The following is a 17,193-nucleotide window of genomic DNA, read 5'->3' as shown; positions in this document are numbered from 1 at the left end:
TATTTGTCTCCTCTATACGGTCAATCAGAATGCCGTCTTGAAAGTGAATGCCAGCCAGCCGCGATCGATTGCACCGACCGAAGAATTGCTATGGGCCTGACCACCGGTAATCACCTCGCCAGATGCGCCCATCCTCGTCCTAACCGGCAGTGTGCGATCAGAGTAAAGCAAGGAGAACTCGTACTTCGATGCGTAGTTCATGGTCGCACCGATCGACCAGCGAAGCTCGCCCTCCGTGCCACCGCCTGAGGTCGGCGAATTGCCGGACAACCCGTAGCTCAAACTCACAGGCACCGTCAGATCCCATGAAGGCAGAATGTTCAGGTACTGCGGAGAAAACTTGAGCGCGATCTGGGTCGCATCGCGAGTGGAACAGCCATCACGTTCGTTTCCCGACCCAGCCACACCGGTGCGACTGTCGACGCAGGTGCTGGAACCGACGGAACGATAGAGTTGCTCGTTCTTCGTAACCTTGTCCAGTCGGTTATAGGCAATCTCGGCAATCAGTGAGCCAGTATCCCAGAATGCCGTTTTCGGCAGCATGTAGATTCCGTTCAGCACTGCATGCCAGGTGTCGCCGCGTGCGCCAGTATCAAGGGTATGCGATGAAGGCGTGTTGAGTGCCCCATTTACGCGATAAGAGAGCTCTGCACCCACGCTCACACCGCCGATCACTCGTGCGAAACTCACGCCATACATCTCGACGTCTTCGGGGTAAAGGAAGCGGGCCTTGGTCGGCAGAAAGCTCGGCCCGAAAGGAACAAAGCTGGAAAGCTGCACTCCGAGCTCCGGCGAGTAGTCGTCGAACTTGCGGTAATAGGCGCCGAAGGTCGACTCCAGCGGCTCATAGTTCCAGCGCGCGCCAACACCCCAGTTACCAGACTGCTTGGGCTTCTTAGCGTCGATAATCGTGGCCTTGAAGTCCCCCGGAATCGGGAAGGCAAGGAAGTCGGAACTCGGCGCAGTATCCGCGCCCATCAGGTAGGTTCCGGCATGCGGAACGCGCGTCGGCTCCCATTCGTAGAAGTACTGACCCATCAGCGTCACGCTGTCAGTCACCACCGCATTCACCGATACCTGACCAATCGGAAGGAATACCTCCTTCGTCTCAATACCCGGGTTCGAAACGGCCTTTACACCATCAACCGGCGATTGCGAGTAGGAAATCGCATGTGCCCCCAACAGCAAGCCCTCACCCCAGACGTTGGTCTGACGGCCAACCTTGATATTTACCGGGATATCACCGAGGTAGAAGTTGGACCAGACAAAGGCATCGAGCAATTCGCCCGACGGACCATTGACGTAGCGCTTGACCGTGCTGTTATAACGACTATCCCGGTAAGCCGTTGCCGTTCCGGTAGGCGCAGTCACCTTGTCGTCGTCGTAGGCCTGGTCATACCAGGCAGCGCCACTGACCCGCGCACCAAACTCCCCGCGGTAATTTAGGTCGATTTCCGTGAACAGATCGATACGGTTGGTCACCATATCGCCGCGCCCGAACTTCGCATCACCCTCGTCGTAGATCGCGTTGCGCATCAGACGCGAATCCCGATCTTCCATACGAACGCCGGCGGTATAACGAATCGTGTTGTCGAAGCGCATCTTGAGGTCATCGTTTCCGGTGTCTATCTCAAATGCAAGCGCCTGCCCGCCAAAAGCAAGCGCAATCGCAGCAGCAACGCCATGCAGCACGTAACGTCGGCCCGTCGTTTCGTTCCTGTTGATCATGAATCTGTCTCCTCTCGTTATTACGATCCGGGTCGCCCGTCTATCGGATCGTTTTTGCCTGCCTCAAGCACCCTTGCCAGCTACGCATCAGGTTCGGAATGCGCGTCCGAACAATACTTTTGTACGGTTTCTGAATTGTAATCCCATTTCTGTTTAAATTCTACCACCGGATTTTGTTTCTAATTTCAGAATTTTGACTGAGTCAGATGCACCTGAGGATCGGAACACAAACTCGAAGCCCCCCGCCCGTCTCCATTTCTCACGCTAACCGGACCCCAAACATCGCTGCCGGCGAGCTTCACGTGTGCAATGGATCACAGATCCGATGCGTGTTCGGCACGTCTTTTGACCGCTTCGGCGAACTCGCGCTTTAGCGTTGGGTAATAAGCAATCTGACCCTGCAGACCACCGGCAATGTCTATCGATGCCGCACTGATGAAACTTGCATAATCACTGGAAAGAAAAAGCGCCATCCCCGCTACATCCTCTGGCTTTCCGAACCGGCCCAGAGGAACGACCTTGAGGACCATCTCATCGAACTCTTCCCGCGATACGCCCGGCCCGGCTTCCTGGAAATGACGGTCCCACTGGCCGGTGTCAATCCATCCCATGTTGAGCGAATTGACCAGGATGTTGTCCTTGGCAAGGGACATGCCTAGAGACTTCGAAAGCGCCACGCATGAGGCGCGGTTGATGACAGAAGGGATGCCGTCAGGTGTGGGAATCACACCTGCCAATGCATTTATTTCCACGATGCGCCCCCAGCGCTGCTTGCGCATGTGGGGCACTACTGCCTGAACGAAGCGGAAGTGCCCCATCTGCAGGATGTTCGCGTGCTCGAGGATCATTTCGGGAGTGAGCGTATCGAGATTGCCGCCTCGGCCCTGGCCGGCATTGTTGATCAGGACGTCGACCCCGCCCCATTCCGCCGCCACTTCATCAACAAAGGCCTTCACTCCCAGCGTATCGGTAACATCCACTGCACGGGCGATCACCGACTTTGTTTTCAGGGCCAATTCGTGTCCCACTTCCTCAACGGCAACAGCGGTTCTCGCACAGATCGCAACCCGAGCCCCTTCTGCTGCAAAAGCACGTGCTATTGCACGTCCAATGCCACGCGATGCTCCGGTGACGATCACTCTCTTGTCGCTCAGATCAATATGCATGACCCGTTTCCTCCGTTACTGGCCCCTGCGGAAGTACGAACTGACTGTCGTTGCATACAATCAATCCGATGCGTGGCACTTTTCCCGCAGCGGGCTGATGGGAAAAACGCCTAAAGGCGCTCAATAAGCGTCGCCGTGCCCATACCACCCGCACAGCAGATCGCCTGCAAACCGTATCGCCCGCCACGACGTTCGAGTTCATGCAACATCGAGGTCATGATTCGGGCACCGCTCGCACCAAGGGGATGCCCCAGGGCAATGGCCCCACCGTTTACATTCAACTTGTGGTGAGGCACCCCAAGCTCCTTCATCCAGATCATGGGCACAGGTGCGAAAGCTTCATTCACTTCGAAGAGCTCAACCTCATCGACTGAGACCTCAGCCATGCTCAGAACCTTGCGGGTTGCGCCGATGGGCCCCGTCAGCATCAGCGTCGGATCGGAGCCTACAGTGGTGAATGCCCTGATTCGCGCGCGCGGTTTCACCTTCAGGCGTTTCACCGCATCACCGGACATCAGCAAAAGAACAGCGGCGCCATCGGAGATCTGAGAAGAGTTTCCCGCAGTCAACTTGCCGTCTTCCCGGAAGCTGCTCTTGAGCGTTGAAAGCTTCTCGGGACGGGTTGCAGGCCGGATCGTTTCATCCGCGTCGAAAACATCAGGTGTGGGCTCGGCATACATACGCTCCTTGAGCGCACTGACCGGCACCGGAACAATTTCATGACGGAAATACCCCGCTTCGGCTGCTGCGGCTGCTCGACGATGGCTCTCGACCGAGAAAGCGTCGAGCGCCTCCCGGCTGAGCGACCACTTGTCGGCAATACGTTCGGCAGCCTCGCCCTGACTCGTCAGCTCATACCTCTCGGCTGCCATCCAGCCAAAAGCTTCGCCATAGATCTCGCGGTTGCCACCCATGCGTACCCGACTCATGTTTTCGGCACCGCCTGCGACAACCACTTGCGCGGAGCCCGACGCAATCAGGCCGGCTGCGACATGGACCGCCACTTCACCAGAGCCACATTTGCGATCGATCGTGAGCCCGGGGATCGTTGCCGGCCAACCAGCCCCGAGCAAGGAAGTCCGCGCGATGTTTGCCGACTGCTCACCTACCTGTGTGACACACCCGAAAATGACGTCATCCACTTCAGCGGCAGTAATTCCGGCGCGCTCGACAAGCGCATTCAGGACGTGCGCGCCCAAGTGGTCTGCCCTTACAGCCGCCAGGCTCCCGTTGTACTTTCCAACTGGCGTGCGGACCGCATCAACGATGAAGATATCGCTCATAGGTTACTCGCCCTCAAACCTGAACCAAGGACTCGCTGTCCTTTGTCGTCGTACTTGTAGACGCCATGACCCGTCTTGCGTCCATAGCGCCCTGCCGCCACCATCTTGATGATCAGTGGGCACGGACGGAATTTCTCGCCCAAAGTCGAATGCAAGTAGCGCAGCACCGCAAGTCGTGTGTCCCAACCGGTCAGATCGCCAAGCTCAAGTGGCCCCATTGGATGGTTGAACCCCATTCGCAGCGCAGTATCGATATCTTCGGCGCTGGCGGTACCCTCCTGCAGCATCCACATCGCCTCATTACCCAGCATCGCTGACATGCGGCTAGTGGTCAGGCCCGGAGATTCGTTGACCAGGATGGAGGTTTTCCCAATCGCATCGCACCACGCACGGCTGGCGGCTACTGTTGCCTCGTCAGTGGCGATGCCGAGAACCAGCTCGACCAACTTCATCTTGTGCACTGGATTGAAGAAGTGCATGCCGATGACCCGCTCCGGCGTGACGACCGAAGCGGCAATCTCGGTCACGCTTAACGCAGACGTATTGGTAGCGATCACAGCGGCCTCGTGCAGTACGGGCACCGCCTCGGCGAAAACCGCTTTCTTGATAGCCAGGTTCTCCGACACGGTCTCAACCAGCAGCTTTGCCCCCTCTGCGCCCTGCTTCAGTATCGTGCATGTCGTCAATCGCGCCTTTGCAGCAGCAGCGTCGGCATCGGTGATTTTGCCCAGTTTTACTCCGCTATCGAGAATGCCATGGATCGATTTCTGTGCCTTGGCGAGCGCCTCTTCACTGGTATCGACCAAGCGCGTCTCAAAGCCGCTGCTGGCAAAAGCATGAGCAATTCCGGTACCCATCAGGCCCGCCCCGACTACTACAACCTTGTCATTCAAGTCGACCATTTCGGCTTTCTCCTCAAGCGTCGGCACGTGGCCCGACGATGTTGGTTATCGTGCCAATTCCCTCCACACCCGCCTCGACGACGTCTCCGGGATTGAGGAAGCGGCCCGTGCCCTGCCCGACGCCAGCCGGTGATCCGGTAAACAGAATGTCCCCAGGAGCAAAGCTCGAGCGCATCTGCACAAAGGTCACCAGTTGCGCAACATCCCAGGTCATTTCAGAGGTGTGACCGTCCTGCCGCGTCTCGCCATTGACCTTCAGAGTCAGCCGCAGCTTCGGACTTCCTTGCGGAAACTCGTCACGGGTCACAATCCAGGGTCCGACACCTGTCGTTTTGTCCTGACTCTTGGCCGCAAAGAGGTCCATACCGATGCCCGGTGGCCCGCTGCGTTGTAAGTCCCGCGCTGAAACGTCGTTTCCAACCGCGTATCCGAGCACCGCAGCCAAGGGATCTGTGCCGCTGGGCGTGTCACCAACCACAACGACCAACTCGACCTCGTGATCAAGCTCTCGCGTCAACGGTGGATAGCGAATCGGGTCGTTTGCGCCTATCAGCGCACCATAAGCCTTGAGAAAGGCTACAGGCTGAGGGGGCGACTTGAGGCCGAAGTCATCCGCGAGATGCTTGGCGTAATTCGCACCAGCCACTACGACACGATTCACCGGCTCCACGGGAGGCAACAGACGAACAGCATCTAACGGGCAGTTCTGGCCGGTGAGCGGGAGCGCCGCTCGGCCGGCATCAGCCTGCCCCGCCGCAATCGCCCGCGTCAGCGCCGGTCCCCATTCATTGAAGCTCCCGGCGATGGGCAACAGCTTCTGGCCCTCGCCGACGAGCGCCCAGAATGGCGCACCGCCATTCACTCCGGGAGCACACGCACGGGCGAGCTTCATGCCGTCACCAAAGACTTGGCGACCGCGCCAACGCTTGCCGGATCAAGGTGCAAGAGTTCGCAGGCATTCTTCCAGCGAATACGTTGCAGATCATCGTCAGACAGACGCAAGCCCTCGGTCAGATCATGCCGAACAGCATCGCTGCCGCCGAAGTTCGAGCCGTAGAGAATGCGATCCGCACCGATCACGTCAATCAAGGCCTGACGCATCGGCAGTTCGTGGAGTTCGACGTCGAAATAGAAATTGCGCAGGTAGTCGAGGACCGGTTTCTTGTTGTGATGGGTATCAAGGTTGGGGTTCGTTTGCGCGAGACGTCCAAGCTGATAGGGTACAAAACCACCACCATGCGTGATGTAGACCTTCAGGTTCGGGAAGCGGTCAAACACGCCACCATTGACTAGATACCAGAACGCCTTGGTCTCGTCGTAGTTCATGCCGACAATCGCGGTCGTTTCGTAGCGGTCGGTATTGGCCTTCTTGCCCCAGGTCACTGACTGGTTATAGCCATGAATGAACATGGGCAGGTCGAGATCGCACAGCGCCTCCCAAACCGGATCCATCTCGGGCGAATCGAACTCAAGCCCGCCAAAGTTTGAGCCGCCCGCTCCGAGCCCCTTGGCACCAAGCTGCGTGCAGGCGCGACGAATTTCCGCTGCTGCCACTTTCGGGTCTTGAAGCGGTGCCTGCGCCCAGAACATGAGACGGTCCGGCGCACCCGAACAGTATTCCGCGAGAACGTCATTGGCCTTGCGCGAGAATCGAGTCGCGTACTCGAGTTCCGTCCAGTACATGTAGCAGTGCGAAGGTACGGACAGCACCTGCGCATTCTGACCCGCGGCATCCATGCCTGCGAGGCGCACCTTCGGATCGCGCCAGCGTGCCATGTATTCCTGAACGTTCAGCGCGTTACCCTCGGCCTTGGCCTTGCGCAAAGCCGCTTTGCGTTCAGGCGCCCCAAGCGTGAGTACCCAGTCGCCAACACGCAGCTTGATGTCGCCATCCGGCTGCGACTCAAATGCGGGGCCCCAGTAGGGATCTTGATCGTAGTAATCGGGATGGGGTGCATGTGCGTGAAGATCGATCAGCATTGGAGTCTCCTTGTGCCGTGTTGTGGGCCCGGCGAGCGCCGCATTCGCGGACAAGGGACAGCCGTTGTCTCAGCGGGTGGCCGCTAGACGCTGTTAGTTGTCTCCTGCCTGCGACACTCGTGCGGTGTCTGTGAATCGATGAAAGTCATCATGCCAAACATAAACAGTTTTTGCAATTCTGTTTAATGTTTTTATTCACTAGCCAGGAAAATCAGCTCCAATCACAACTGCAGAGATTACTTCGGGACGAAGCCGGTGCTCTCGATCGATGGCATCACCAGAGAACGTACAAGACGCTCGATCCGATCTGTTCCCTCACTGACTCGGTTGTGAGGCACAAGTTGTTCGCTCAGGACGTAGCGGATCAGCATCTCGCAGACCAGTTCGCGATCGATGCGAACTCCGAGTTGCACGTCCCAAGAATCGAAGACCACGCGAAGAACATCCTGAAGACGGACGAGAGAATCATTGAAAATGCGCTGAAAGAAACGCAGGGTATATTCGGGCGCAGCCAGTAGCAGTTGACGTGCCTGCCCGTGAGCCACGTAGTTCTCAAGGTAGGCAATCAGAGCTCGAAAGCGCTCATCGGGGTCATTCAGATGCTCTGTTGCGGCCAGCATGGACTGATGAAAACCCTCACGCTTGTGACGCGAAAAGGCATCCAGGAGGTCGTCCTGTGACGAGAAGTAGCGGTAAAACGTACCGCGAGATACACCAGCACGTTCACACACCTCAATAATTGAAATGCGCTCCGCGCCTCCACTCAGCACAACCGCTTCGGTCGCTGCCAGTATTCGGCTGACAGTTGCATCCGAGCGCCGATTACGGGTGATTCGCTCTCCATCCCGTCGAACGGGCTCATTCATGGTCTTACCTCCCGGAACTTCAGGTCGCACGTCACGCTGCCGGTGATGGTTTGAATCAGGTCTCGCGGACAGGCACGTCTGCGGGTCTCGAGTTGTACCCGGGCAAGTGCAAGCCACCGTCGACGTGGATTGCTTCACCAGTGACATAGCGGGAGAGATTCGACGAAAGAAAAACCACGACCGGGCCGATATCGTCTTCGGGGTCACCGCAGCGACCTAGCGGACGCATTGCAGCAGCGCGCTCGGCGAAGCCTGGATTCTCGGCAGCCAGCTTGTGGAATGTCGCCCCCATTGCGGTTGGTGCGATGGCATTCACGGTGATGTTAAAGCGCCCCCATTCAGCTGCGGCACTCCTGGTAAGGCCGAGAATTCCCGCCTTTGCAGTGTTGTAATCGGCATGGAGCCAGGCACCGATCTCTGTATCGATCGAATAGAAATTCACGATCTTGCCGCCACCGCGATTGCGCATGTGCGGCATGGCCGCCTGCATTGCCCACCATGACGCCTTGATCGTTGAGGTCAAGGTCTGCTCAAGCATCTCGTCAGTCTTGTCCTCAAAGCGGACATTGGGCGTCGGCACAAATGCATTATTGATCAGGATATCAAGGCCACCGAAATGCCGCACCGCGGCGTCCACTGCAGCCAGAACCGATGCCTTCTCCATCACGTCCGTCCGAACGAACAATGACCGCCCGCCAAGTGACTCAAGCTCCAGCGCCACCTCGGCACCGCTTTTCTCGTCAATCTCGGCAATCACCACGGCTGCGCCTTCCCGCGCGAAACGGCGGGCAACGCCGCGTCCAATGCCGCCGCCTGCGCCGGTGATCAGCGCAACCTTGTTCGTCAGCAAGCCCATTGTCGCCTCCAATTTTTGTTAAACACTATTGATGTTATTGTACACATTAAAACAACAAACACACCCCCAACAGGAACCGAGAACATGCTTTGCTTCAGACGACGCATACAGATCAATGCTCGCCGCTCGCCCAAAGGTGGAGAGGTGCGCGCGGTGCTCGAAGATGACTTCCATCACTTCCGGGTCGCCCTGATCCACCACAACGGCATCGTCGAGAAAATCAGCGCGGAAGCACCACGTCATCCGTTCAGCGCCTGTCCAGAAGCGTCTGCCGCGCTTGCCGGACTCGTCGGCATGGTGCTGAACCCGATAGCGAACTCAGTCAGCCGCCATACCGACGCCAGCCTGCAGTGCACGCACATGTTCGACTTGGCCGGGCTTGCGATCGCACTGGCCGCGCGCGGCCATGACTACAGGGGTTACGAGATTGAGGTTCCGCGTTACAAGAACGGCGAAACCCAGGCTAGGCTTGCGCGCGACGACGGCTTACAGCTCAAGTGGGACATTCACAATTCATGCATCCTCAGCCCCGCCCCCTACACTGGGGTGAGCATTCGCGAAGGGATGGCTCGCTGGGCACTCAGCACACTTCCAGCCGACGAATCGGAAGCAGCGCTGGTACTTCGCCGCTGTGCAATCATCTCGCTTGGGCGAAACAAGGACATTGATCAGGAAGTGCATGCACGACCGAGCGGCCGCTGTTACGCCCAACAGCCTGAACGCGCCCAACAGGCAATCCGCATCGTGGGCTCGACTTGGGACTTCAGTGAGCGGCGCTGGGCACTTTGCCAAGACGACAGCGAATGGCTTCAACGCTTTTCCGGATGAATGAGGCCACTCACATCACCTACACCGCATGTCGCACATATCCGACAAGCAATGCTTCCGGGCACTTCTGTCGGCTGACCGTGCCCTCTGATCAAGAGCTGACCAACCGACATTGCAATCAGTGGCCAACCCAGCCCTGGAGATGACGTGAGCGCCGCAGTCAGACCCCGCACTCACGCCGCCACGACGCTACATTGCGAGAATCCAGTCAATCAGCGCCTTAGCCTCATCTGCACTGACGCTCTGGCGTACGCTGGGGGGTGGCATCTTCTTGGTACCCCAGTGATATCCACCGGCACTGGGCGATCCTTTCAATACCGTGCTCACCAGCATGGCCTCGGCTCTTTCGTTACCCTTGTACTTGTTCGCGATGCTGGCGAAAGCAGGACCGATCGCATCCTTGTCGAGCGCATGACAACTCATGCACTCCTTCTCTTTTGCAAGTGTTTCAACGTCCCCGGCCCACGCCGGCATTGCCAGCACTCCGAAGAATGCAGCGGACACAATTACTTTCTTCATGACAATCTCCTCAATTGGTACATACACGCGGTCAGGACGGCGGCACTCCACGAACCGCCTCGCCCGCTTGATGACGGCTTGCCGCTGGAGTAAGCCGTCGAATCCGAATTTCAGCGGCGGTTCTCCGCCTCCCACGTTTTCAGGTCGAACCCCTGAGCCGCCGCAACGACGGGCGTGAGCGCCGGTGGCCGCGCGAGGATCTTGCGGGCATAAATGTGATCGCCTGGACGATTGCAGGACTCGACAGCGATCAACTCTTCGCCGCGAAAACAAAGCACGGACATCTGCTGCGCACCGGCATCACCGAGCACCACATAGTTGTCGGCACCGATCGACAAACCCGCTATCTGCAGTTTCAGTGCGCCCTGGTCAGTCCAGAACCATGGCAGCGCGACATACGGCGCGGCCTTCCCCATCAGACGGGCTACGATCGACTTGCCCTGGTCAACAGCGTTCTGTACCGACTCCAGGCGGGTATATCGCTCGCCGTTCTGCACGCACGGAAAGGCGGCCACATCACCCAGGGCCGAGATCGCCGGATCAGACGTCAGCAGTGCCGAATTCACCCGGATTCCGTTATCGACATCCAGACCTGCCTCAAGCGCGAGCTGTACGTTCGGAATAACGCCGATGCCATAAACCACCAAATCGGCCACCAGGCGGCGACCATCCGTGGTCGTGACAGAAGTGACCTGCCCCGCTTCACCTTCGAGTGCAACAACACCGCAGCGGAAATTGAAATGAACGCCCCACGATTCATGGGCGGAGCGGAAAAGATCTGACATCTGTGGAGACACCGCACGCGCCATTGGGCGGTCACCGAGTTCCAGCACCTCTACTGCCGCGCCGCCAGCAGCAGCGACAGCTGCAAACTCAAGGCCGATAAACCCAGCACCGATCACGACGACATGCTTCGCAGCTTTCACCAGCGGTGAGAGTGCGTCGGCGTCAGCCTTTGTTTTTACACCATACACACCCGCGAGTTCTGCACCAGGAATGTTCAGAGGGCGGTTGTGAGCCCCCGTTGCCAGCACCAGATGATCGTAGTCAAGCACGCCCCCCGAGGTAAGCAGAACGCGCCGGTTCGTGCGATCGATCGCATGTGCATGGTCATGAATGAGCTCGACTCGCTGCTCCGCATAGAAAGTCGCGGGGCGGAAAAGCATCGCACTCTCACCAATCTTGCCAAGCAGATAGGCTTTTGACAGCGGCGGTCGCTGATAAGGAAGGCCTTCCTCGTCATTGAGTAGCACGATGCGACCGGTGAATCCCTCCTGACGAAGGGATATGGCAACCTGCACACCGCCATGGCCAGCCCCCACAATCACGACTGATTTAATTGACATGTTCCTGCCTCCAGTTTTTTGTTCTTGTTCGACCGCCAACTCAGAACTGCGCTGCTGGAAGATGTAATGTCAGTCCATCCATTCCTTCGGTCAGTACCAGCTGACAACTCAGACGGCTGTTTGGACGACGTTCCGGAACGATGTCGAGCATCGCATCCTCGGTTTCCTGAACTGGCGGGAAGCGGTCCATCCACGCTTCGTCGAGGTAGGCATGGCAGGTTGCACAGGCGCAGGCACCGCCGCAATCAGCCGACATGCTGGATATTCCGGCAAAGGTCACTGCTTGCATGACCGACTGACCGACGTCTGCAGAAAGTTGATGTGCAATCCCGTTGTGTTCAATCACATTGATGGTAGGCATCGTGGTTCTCCGATTTGGTGACAGGAATGAGTTCAGGCCTTCGCCGCTTCGGGTTGAAGCTCGTACAGAGGGCTACGCCCGAGCGCTAGCAACAACACGGCACCCAATAGCGAGGCGGCAGTGCAATAAACCAGCATTGCCGAATAGGTACTGGTGAGGTTGAGCATCGCTGCAAACAGCAAAGGGGCTGCTGCCGAAGCCACGGTAATCAGGCCCTGATGCAGGCCGAACAGACGACCGTACTCTCTGAGACCGAAGTATCGTGCGATGAGGAATGCGGCAATATCGAACTCGGCACCTGCACCAAGTCCGATGAGCGCTGCGGCAACGCTCAGCATTCCAAGTTCGGTTTGTCCCGACAGAAAGATCAGACAGCCGACAGCAGGCAGCGACAGACTGATCGCTGCCACACCGGGCGGCCACAAGCGGTCGAGCAGATAGCCCACCACGAGCCGGCCCAATATGAGCGACACGCCGAAATAGCCGAACACGACGGCGGCATCTGCAGCAGAGAGCCCTTTATCGCGCAGCATCGGAACGGTACTGGTAACCAGGCCGACCACTGCCGACACGACCAGCGAGAGCGCCACGTTGCAGATCCAGAAGCGAGGCGACGCCAAGCCTTCCGCAAAGCTCATGCCGGTGATCAGAAGCCGCGGGCCAGCGTCGGACAATGGCTCTTGATCCCTGCCGTGTGCCGCCTTGTCCACGACGGCCGGCAATCGAAACCACCACAGCGTCAGCGGAATCCCGACGAATACGTTGAGCAACGCGAGAATCACGAAGGCTGCACGCCAATCCCAGGCGTCCACGCCCCAACTAAGCAGCCGCGGTACCAAGGCAGCGGTGATACCCGTGCCAGAGAGGCCGATCGCCAGCGCCAGACCCCGGTTGCGGTGAAACCACAGATTGAGCAGTTGCGTCCAGGTCACTGCCAGCGCCCCCATGCCAATGATCGGTAACATGAAGAACGCGAAATAGAGCGACCAGATAGACCCTCCAATCAAGGTCGTCGCCAGGTAGCCCAGCGCCATCGACAGCAGCGAAAGCACCGTGACGCGCTTCATGCCGAAACGCATGTTGAGCCAGCCCACCAGTTGCAAACCAATGACTGCGCCGCCAAAAAGGAAGGTAATGGCCGCCTGAAGGCTGCTGCGCTGCCAGCCAAACGCCTGCTCAAGTGGAATCACCAGCACGCCAAAACCGTAGAGCAGGGCCGCATTGATACTGATCGCAACGCCCACCACAGACAGGGCGACGATCTGCCAACCCTGCCTGAACTCATCGAGGTTAATTGCCGCGCGGTTTGCACCTGCTGTCATTGCCCTGCTCCCCTCGCGCTGACTGCGGGCGCCGCTGGACACTCCATGAAAGCGCCCGCCCTCATTACAGGAAAATCGCCAAGTTGGGCGTGCCGAGCACCGCCTGATCGAGGATCACCTCACGACGGGCAAGTTTGAAGCTGGAACCGTCAGCTCTGAGAACATCGTGCCGTTCGCCACTGATGAGGTCCATGTCGGGCGAGTCGAAACGGCTGCGCGTCATCAACAGATTGCTGATCACTTCGAACTCTTCGCTCTCTGCGGTCGCAAAAACCTGCACGTTGCCGACAATCCGGCGGGTGCGTGACGGAGGATCCTCCGCCCACGCGCTCCGGGTCTCGGTGAGCCGCATGATGCGCCCCATGATCGAGCGGTAATTGTCGTGATAGTGCTGGACAGTGCGGATGATCGACTGCGCCTGCTGCGACATCGGACGAGTCTGGCGCAGCGGTGCGGTGTAGACGAGGTCTGTCGCGAGGATTGATCCCCACTCCTTAAGTCGGATCGAGTCGAGCAGCGCGGCCTCCTGATAGAGGAAGCTGACGATGCGGTTATAGGTCTCGCTCCCGTACGGAACGGATTCGCCACGCGTGGGGGCGGTGTTTTCAGCTTCGTGTTGTGCAGCGTTCATGTCTGGCTCCTAGGAATTCGTCTGGTTCAGGTGCGGGCGTTCATCAGCTCATTCCAGTACAACCACCAGTGCCACTGGGTGTCGTCCTTCGTGAAGCCCTCATTGACGATGCCGGGACCCGGCCAGCCTTTCGGCGCACCCGTCTCATACACAGCCTGATACTTGAGCGTAGAGCGCCGTCCGCGCGCACCCTTTGCCGCCAGAGTCATGTGCGGCCAAGTGTCGGAGTCATCCTGCTCGACCATGCCAGACGTACCGAAGAGCTGAATGCTCTGCATCAGCATCTTCTCCTTCAGTTCGGCAGGCGCATCCTTCTCTGCCAGCACCCAGTTCACGAACTCAAGCTGATCGGGCCCCTTCGGTACATAGGCATGCAACAGGGTGAGACCGAGTACCGTTCCGTCTGCCTGGGGGATGTACACGAAAGCAAACAGCACATTGGGGAAAATCCCGCCAACCTGAGGTGGCATCGACACCACGACCTCAAGTTGCTCCTTACTCAGTCGCTTCATCAGCTGCGGCAGCATTTCGCGCGTTACACCAGGCGGCGGAAGTGCCTCGAGCTTTTGCTCCACGCTCAGCTCCGCCGGATCGAGTCCGGTGAGTTTCTTGATCTTGCGGCCGAGATCGATGCATCGCAGTGCATGTCCGTGTGGCGAGCTGACCTCTACCCCATACATCTCGGGAGAAAGATCGGCACTGCCGCCATCGCCGCTCTTGGAATAGTTGCCAACCTCACCCAACCAGCGGTGCAGGGTGAGCGTGTGGTATCCGTCTGCAGCAGACTGCTCACCAGCAGCTTTCCAGTTGGCTCTTACGATAAAGCGCTGCGGTGGGCCGAGCACCTCAAGACCGTTGTCGCTGCGCTCAAACAGCGTGTCGAAATACCATTTGGCATCGCCAAGGAACTCATCGAAGGACGGACCTTCGATATCCCACGTCGCAAAGATGATTCCGCCATACAACGCGACGCGTGCCTGGGGCAGACCGAGCTCCTCCTTGGGCATCATGCGGCCGTGCATGCACTCCTTCTCGACCGGCGCACCGATGAACTCGCCGTTTGGCCGGAACGCCCAGCCATGGTAAATGCACTTGTGAATCTGGGTATTACCCGCGTCGACGGTGGAGATACGCATGCCCCGGTGCGGACAGACGTTGAGCGAGACATGAATTGCGCCATCCTTTGCCCGCGCAACGATCACGGAATCGGACCCCATGTCACGAACGATGAAGTCTCCGGATGCCGGAATCTCCGACTCATGGCCAAGCAACAGCCAAGTCCTGCCAAAGACGCGATCCATCTCCAGTTGATAGATCTCAGGATCGGACAATGCACGCATCTGAACTTCGCGCGTGGGTACGCTAACGAGATCCTCCAAACGGGTGCCATCCGCCAGCGTATAGCCTGCGTTACTTGACATTGATATCTCCTCTCAGGGTTAGAGACCGCCACAAGGACGGGATCGACTCATCAGGCCTTTCCGGCCACTTTTACTTGTCTGTCCGGATCACGCCGGGTACGCATGAATTGCGTTCAACTCAGGGGGACGGCTGTGGGAAGTCAGGGTCGCGTTACGCGAGTGCGCAGGACACCGATACCCTCAACCTCAAGCTCGACCACATCATTGGGTTTCAGATAGCGCAGATGCTCAAGTCCACACCCGTTTCCGACGGTGCCAGATCCGAGAACCTCGCCCGGGTACAGGGTTTCCGAGCGGGAGATATGCGCGATCACATCCTCGAACGTCCAACGCATGTCGCGCGTCGTCCCCCTGCCCCACTCTTCGCCGTTTACTCGCGCAATCATGGTCAGGTCATAGGGATCAGGCAGTTCGTCGGCCGTTACGAGGCAGGGCCCCATCACGTTTCCGGTATCAAAGTCCTTGCTCTTGGCGGGCCCGAGCATTCCGGGCATCTCCAATGCCTGAGCATCGCGGGCACTCATGTCATTGAAGATCGTGTAGCCAACAATGTAGTCACGCGCCATCTCGCGCGGCACATCCTTCGCTTTGCGCCCGATGTAGCAAGCGAACTCAAGCTCGAAGTCCATCGCCTTGCTGTACGACGGCCAGATCACTTCATCATCCGGCCCGATCACGGCGAAGCGATTGCATTTGTAATAGATCGGCTGGCGGTTAAAGGTGTCGATGACGCGCTCGTCCGCACGCGTGTTCATCTGCCTCAAGGCCTCTTCCGGATCCGGCAGATGTGCCACCCTGGACCGCCGAGCGGCAGCAAAGGCTTGCTTCAGATGCAGTTCGAAACATGAACAGTCGCGCATCTGCGGTGGCGGCTGAATCGGTGCACAAAGTTTCACCGTGTTGCGTGGAATGACCGCCTCAGTCGGGGCACGCGTAACGAGCGCGCGTGCCGCAGCCAGTGCTTCGCTGCCGCCCTCAACCAGCGCCAGTGTGCTTCCGAACACAGGCAAGGCCGAGCCATTCAGAATGCCGCTCGCCTGCGCAAGGTCTACGATCAGCGTATCCGACTCGATCAATGCGCCTGCACGCTGATGGCCAACTGCGTCGCGAAAAGTAACCAACCTCATCTGTGTCTCCTTTTGCGAGGCCCGTACCGGGTAATCCGGTCAGGCCTTCGTTGTTGTGTCTTTGGATGATGGTGACTGCCGACCCGTTGGGGCCGTGAAAGCCTGCCTACACCCTTCCGGCCACCGGCACACTTGCGCCGGTCACGGCGGACGCATCATCCGAAAGCAGAAATGAAATCACCGCGGAGATCTTCTCCGATGGCACCCAACGGCTGAAATCCGCCTCCGGCATATCGGCTCGATTAGTTGGCGTATCGATGATGCTCGGCATCACCGCATTGACCGTGACACCGCGATCCTTGAGTTCTTCAGCAAGCGACTCGGTAAGGCGGAGTACGCCAGACTTCGATGCAGCGTACGCCGCCATACCCACATCCGCCTTGAGTGCGGCAAGTGCGCCGACATTGACGATGCGTCCGTTTCCCGTTTCGATCAGGTGAGACAGGGCTGCCCGACAGCTCACCACTGCGGTGCGCACATTCATTTCGTACATGCGATCCCATGTCTTGAGTGAGCCAGTTTCGACCGGCTCCCATGTAAAGCCGCCCGCAACATTCACGACCCCATGGATCGCACCCAATGCTTCGCGGACCTGCTCATATGCAGCAGTACAAGCAGACTCATCACCAAGATCGACGGCACCAATAGCGATAGAGACCCCAGGCGGAAGCGCACCTGCGGGCTCAACTGCGCGATCGATCAGAGCAACGCGCGCACCATCCTCGATCAAGCGACGGGCAAGTGCGCGGCCAAGCGCGCCGAACCCACCTGTTACCACAATAGAACGGCCTTCGAGTCTGCAAGTCATGTGCGTTTTCATCCTGATATGGCCCTCAACGTTCAATCTCTGAAGGCAC

Annotated in this window: 17 protein-coding genes; 1 reads left to right on the top strand and 16 read right to left on the bottom strand. The window is 58.4% G+C overall.

All coding sequences use genetic code 11. From position 1 onward, the window contains the following. Positions 1-24 precede the first annotated feature (24 nt). The 8 genes from CEW83_RS02655 to CEW83_RS02620 form a co-directional block, all read right to left on the bottom strand. Positions 25-1,728, bottom strand: coding sequence for a DUF1302 domain-containing protein (locus CEW83_RS02655; protein ID WP_234418965.1), 1,704 nt, complete (start codon positions 1,726-1,728; stop codon positions 25-27). Between the two features lie 314 nt (positions 1,729-2,042). After that, positions 2,043-2,894 carry an SDR family oxidoreductase gene (locus CEW83_RS02650; protein WP_108947961.1) on the bottom strand — a complete coding sequence of 284 codons (852 nt, stop codon included), beginning with the start codon at positions 2,892-2,894 and terminating at the stop codon, positions 2,043-2,045. A 110-nt stretch (positions 2,895-3,004) separates the two neighbouring features. Continuing rightward, complete coding sequence (locus tag CEW83_RS02645; protein ID WP_108947960.1) at positions 3,005-4,177, bottom strand: thiolase family protein; 1,173 nt, start codon at positions 4,175-4,177, stop codon at positions 3,005-3,007. Further along, positions 4,174-5,079 carry a 3-hydroxyacyl-CoA dehydrogenase gene (locus CEW83_RS02640; RefSeq protein ID WP_108951151.1) on the bottom strand — a complete coding sequence of 302 codons (906 nt, stop codon included), beginning with the start codon at positions 5,077-5,079 and terminating at the stop codon, positions 4,174-4,176. The genes CEW83_RS02645 and CEW83_RS02640 overlap by 4 nt, the downstream gene beginning before the upstream one ends. A 13-nt stretch (positions 5,080-5,092) precedes the next feature. Further along, a complete protein-coding gene (locus tag CEW83_RS02635; RefSeq protein ID WP_108947959.1) occupies positions 5,093-5,971 on the bottom strand; it encodes a fumarylacetoacetate hydrolase family protein in 879 nt (292 codons plus the stop codon). Next, positions 5,968-7,059: an amidohydrolase family protein gene (locus CEW83_RS02630; RefSeq protein WP_108947958.1), complete on the bottom strand. Its 1,092-nt coding sequence runs from the start codon at positions 7,057-7,059 to the stop codon at positions 5,968-5,970. The genes CEW83_RS02635 and CEW83_RS02630 overlap by 4 nt, the downstream gene beginning before the upstream one ends. 236 nt (positions 7,060-7,295) lie before the next feature. Next, complete coding sequence (locus tag CEW83_RS02625; protein ID WP_108947957.1) at positions 7,296-7,925, bottom strand: TetR/AcrR family transcriptional regulator; 630 nt, start codon at positions 7,923-7,925, stop codon at positions 7,296-7,298. Between the two features lie 55 nt (positions 7,926-7,980). Beyond that, positions 7,981-8,781: an SDR family NAD(P)-dependent oxidoreductase gene (locus tag CEW83_RS02620; protein WP_108947956.1), complete on the bottom strand. Its 801-nt coding sequence runs from the start codon at positions 8,779-8,781 to the stop codon at positions 7,981-7,983. Positions 8,782-8,925: 144 nt separating this feature from the next. Between CEW83_RS02620 and CEW83_RS02615 the strand changes: the two genes are divergently transcribed. Continuing rightward, on the top strand, positions 8,926-9,609 hold the full coding sequence (locus CEW83_RS02615; RefSeq protein WP_234418964.1) for a DUF2889 domain-containing protein: 684 nt from the start codon (positions 8,926-8,928) through the stop codon (positions 9,607-9,609). Positions 9,610-9,798: 189 nt separating this feature from the next. Here CEW83_RS02615 and CEW83_RS02610 read toward each other — a convergent pair whose 3' ends face one another. From CEW83_RS02610 to CEW83_RS02575, 8 genes are all read right to left on the bottom strand, one after another. Further along, a complete protein-coding gene (locus CEW83_RS02610) occupies positions 9,799-10,128 on the bottom strand; it encodes a c-type cytochrome (protein ID WP_108951150.1) in 330 nt (109 codons plus the stop codon). A gap of 110 nt (positions 10,129-10,238) precedes the next feature. Beyond that, positions 10,239-11,474: an NAD(P)/FAD-dependent oxidoreductase gene (locus CEW83_RS02605; RefSeq protein ID WP_108951149.1), complete on the bottom strand. Its 1,236-nt coding sequence runs from the start codon at positions 11,472-11,474 to the stop codon at positions 10,239-10,241. A 40-nt stretch (positions 11,475-11,514) separates the two neighbouring features. After that, positions 11,515-11,835 carry a 2Fe-2S iron-sulfur cluster-binding protein gene (locus CEW83_RS02600; RefSeq protein WP_108947954.1) on the bottom strand — a complete coding sequence of 107 codons (321 nt, stop codon included), beginning with the start codon at positions 11,833-11,835 and terminating at the stop codon, positions 11,515-11,517. 32 nt (positions 11,836-11,867) lie between these two features. Next, positions 11,868-13,157: an MFS transporter gene (locus CEW83_RS02595; RefSeq protein ID WP_108947953.1), complete on the bottom strand. Its 1,290-nt coding sequence runs from the start codon at positions 13,155-13,157 to the stop codon at positions 11,868-11,870. A gap of 64 nt (positions 13,158-13,221) precedes the next feature. Further along, positions 13,222-13,788 carry an aromatic-ring-hydroxylating dioxygenase subunit beta gene (locus CEW83_RS02590; protein WP_108947952.1) on the bottom strand — a complete coding sequence of 189 codons (567 nt, stop codon included), beginning with the start codon at positions 13,786-13,788 and terminating at the stop codon, positions 13,222-13,224. 26 nt (positions 13,789-13,814) lie between these two features. Beyond that, positions 13,815-15,209: an aromatic ring-hydroxylating dioxygenase subunit alpha gene (locus tag CEW83_RS02585; RefSeq protein ID WP_108947951.1), complete on the bottom strand. Its 1,395-nt coding sequence runs from the start codon at positions 15,207-15,209 to the stop codon at positions 13,815-13,817. 140 nt (positions 15,210-15,349) lie between these two features. Beyond that, a complete protein-coding gene (locus CEW83_RS02580; RefSeq protein ID WP_108947950.1) occupies positions 15,350-16,336 on the bottom strand; it encodes a fumarylacetoacetate hydrolase family protein in 987 nt (328 codons plus the stop codon). A 106-nt stretch (positions 16,337-16,442) separates the two neighbouring features. Then, entirely contained in the window at positions 16,443-17,144 is a 702-nt protein-coding gene (locus CEW83_RS02575) for an SDR family NAD(P)-dependent oxidoreductase (RefSeq protein ID WP_108951148.1), read from the bottom strand. Positions 17,145-17,193 lie beyond the last annotated feature (49 nt).

The sequence above is a fragment of the Parazoarcus communis genome (assembly GCF_003111645.1).
Lineage (GTDB): Bacteria > Pseudomonadota > Gammaproteobacteria > Burkholderiales > Rhodocyclaceae > Parazoarcus > Parazoarcus communis_A.
Note: the sequence above shows the minus strand (reverse complement) of the source record. Positions and strands in the feature narration are given on the sequence as shown.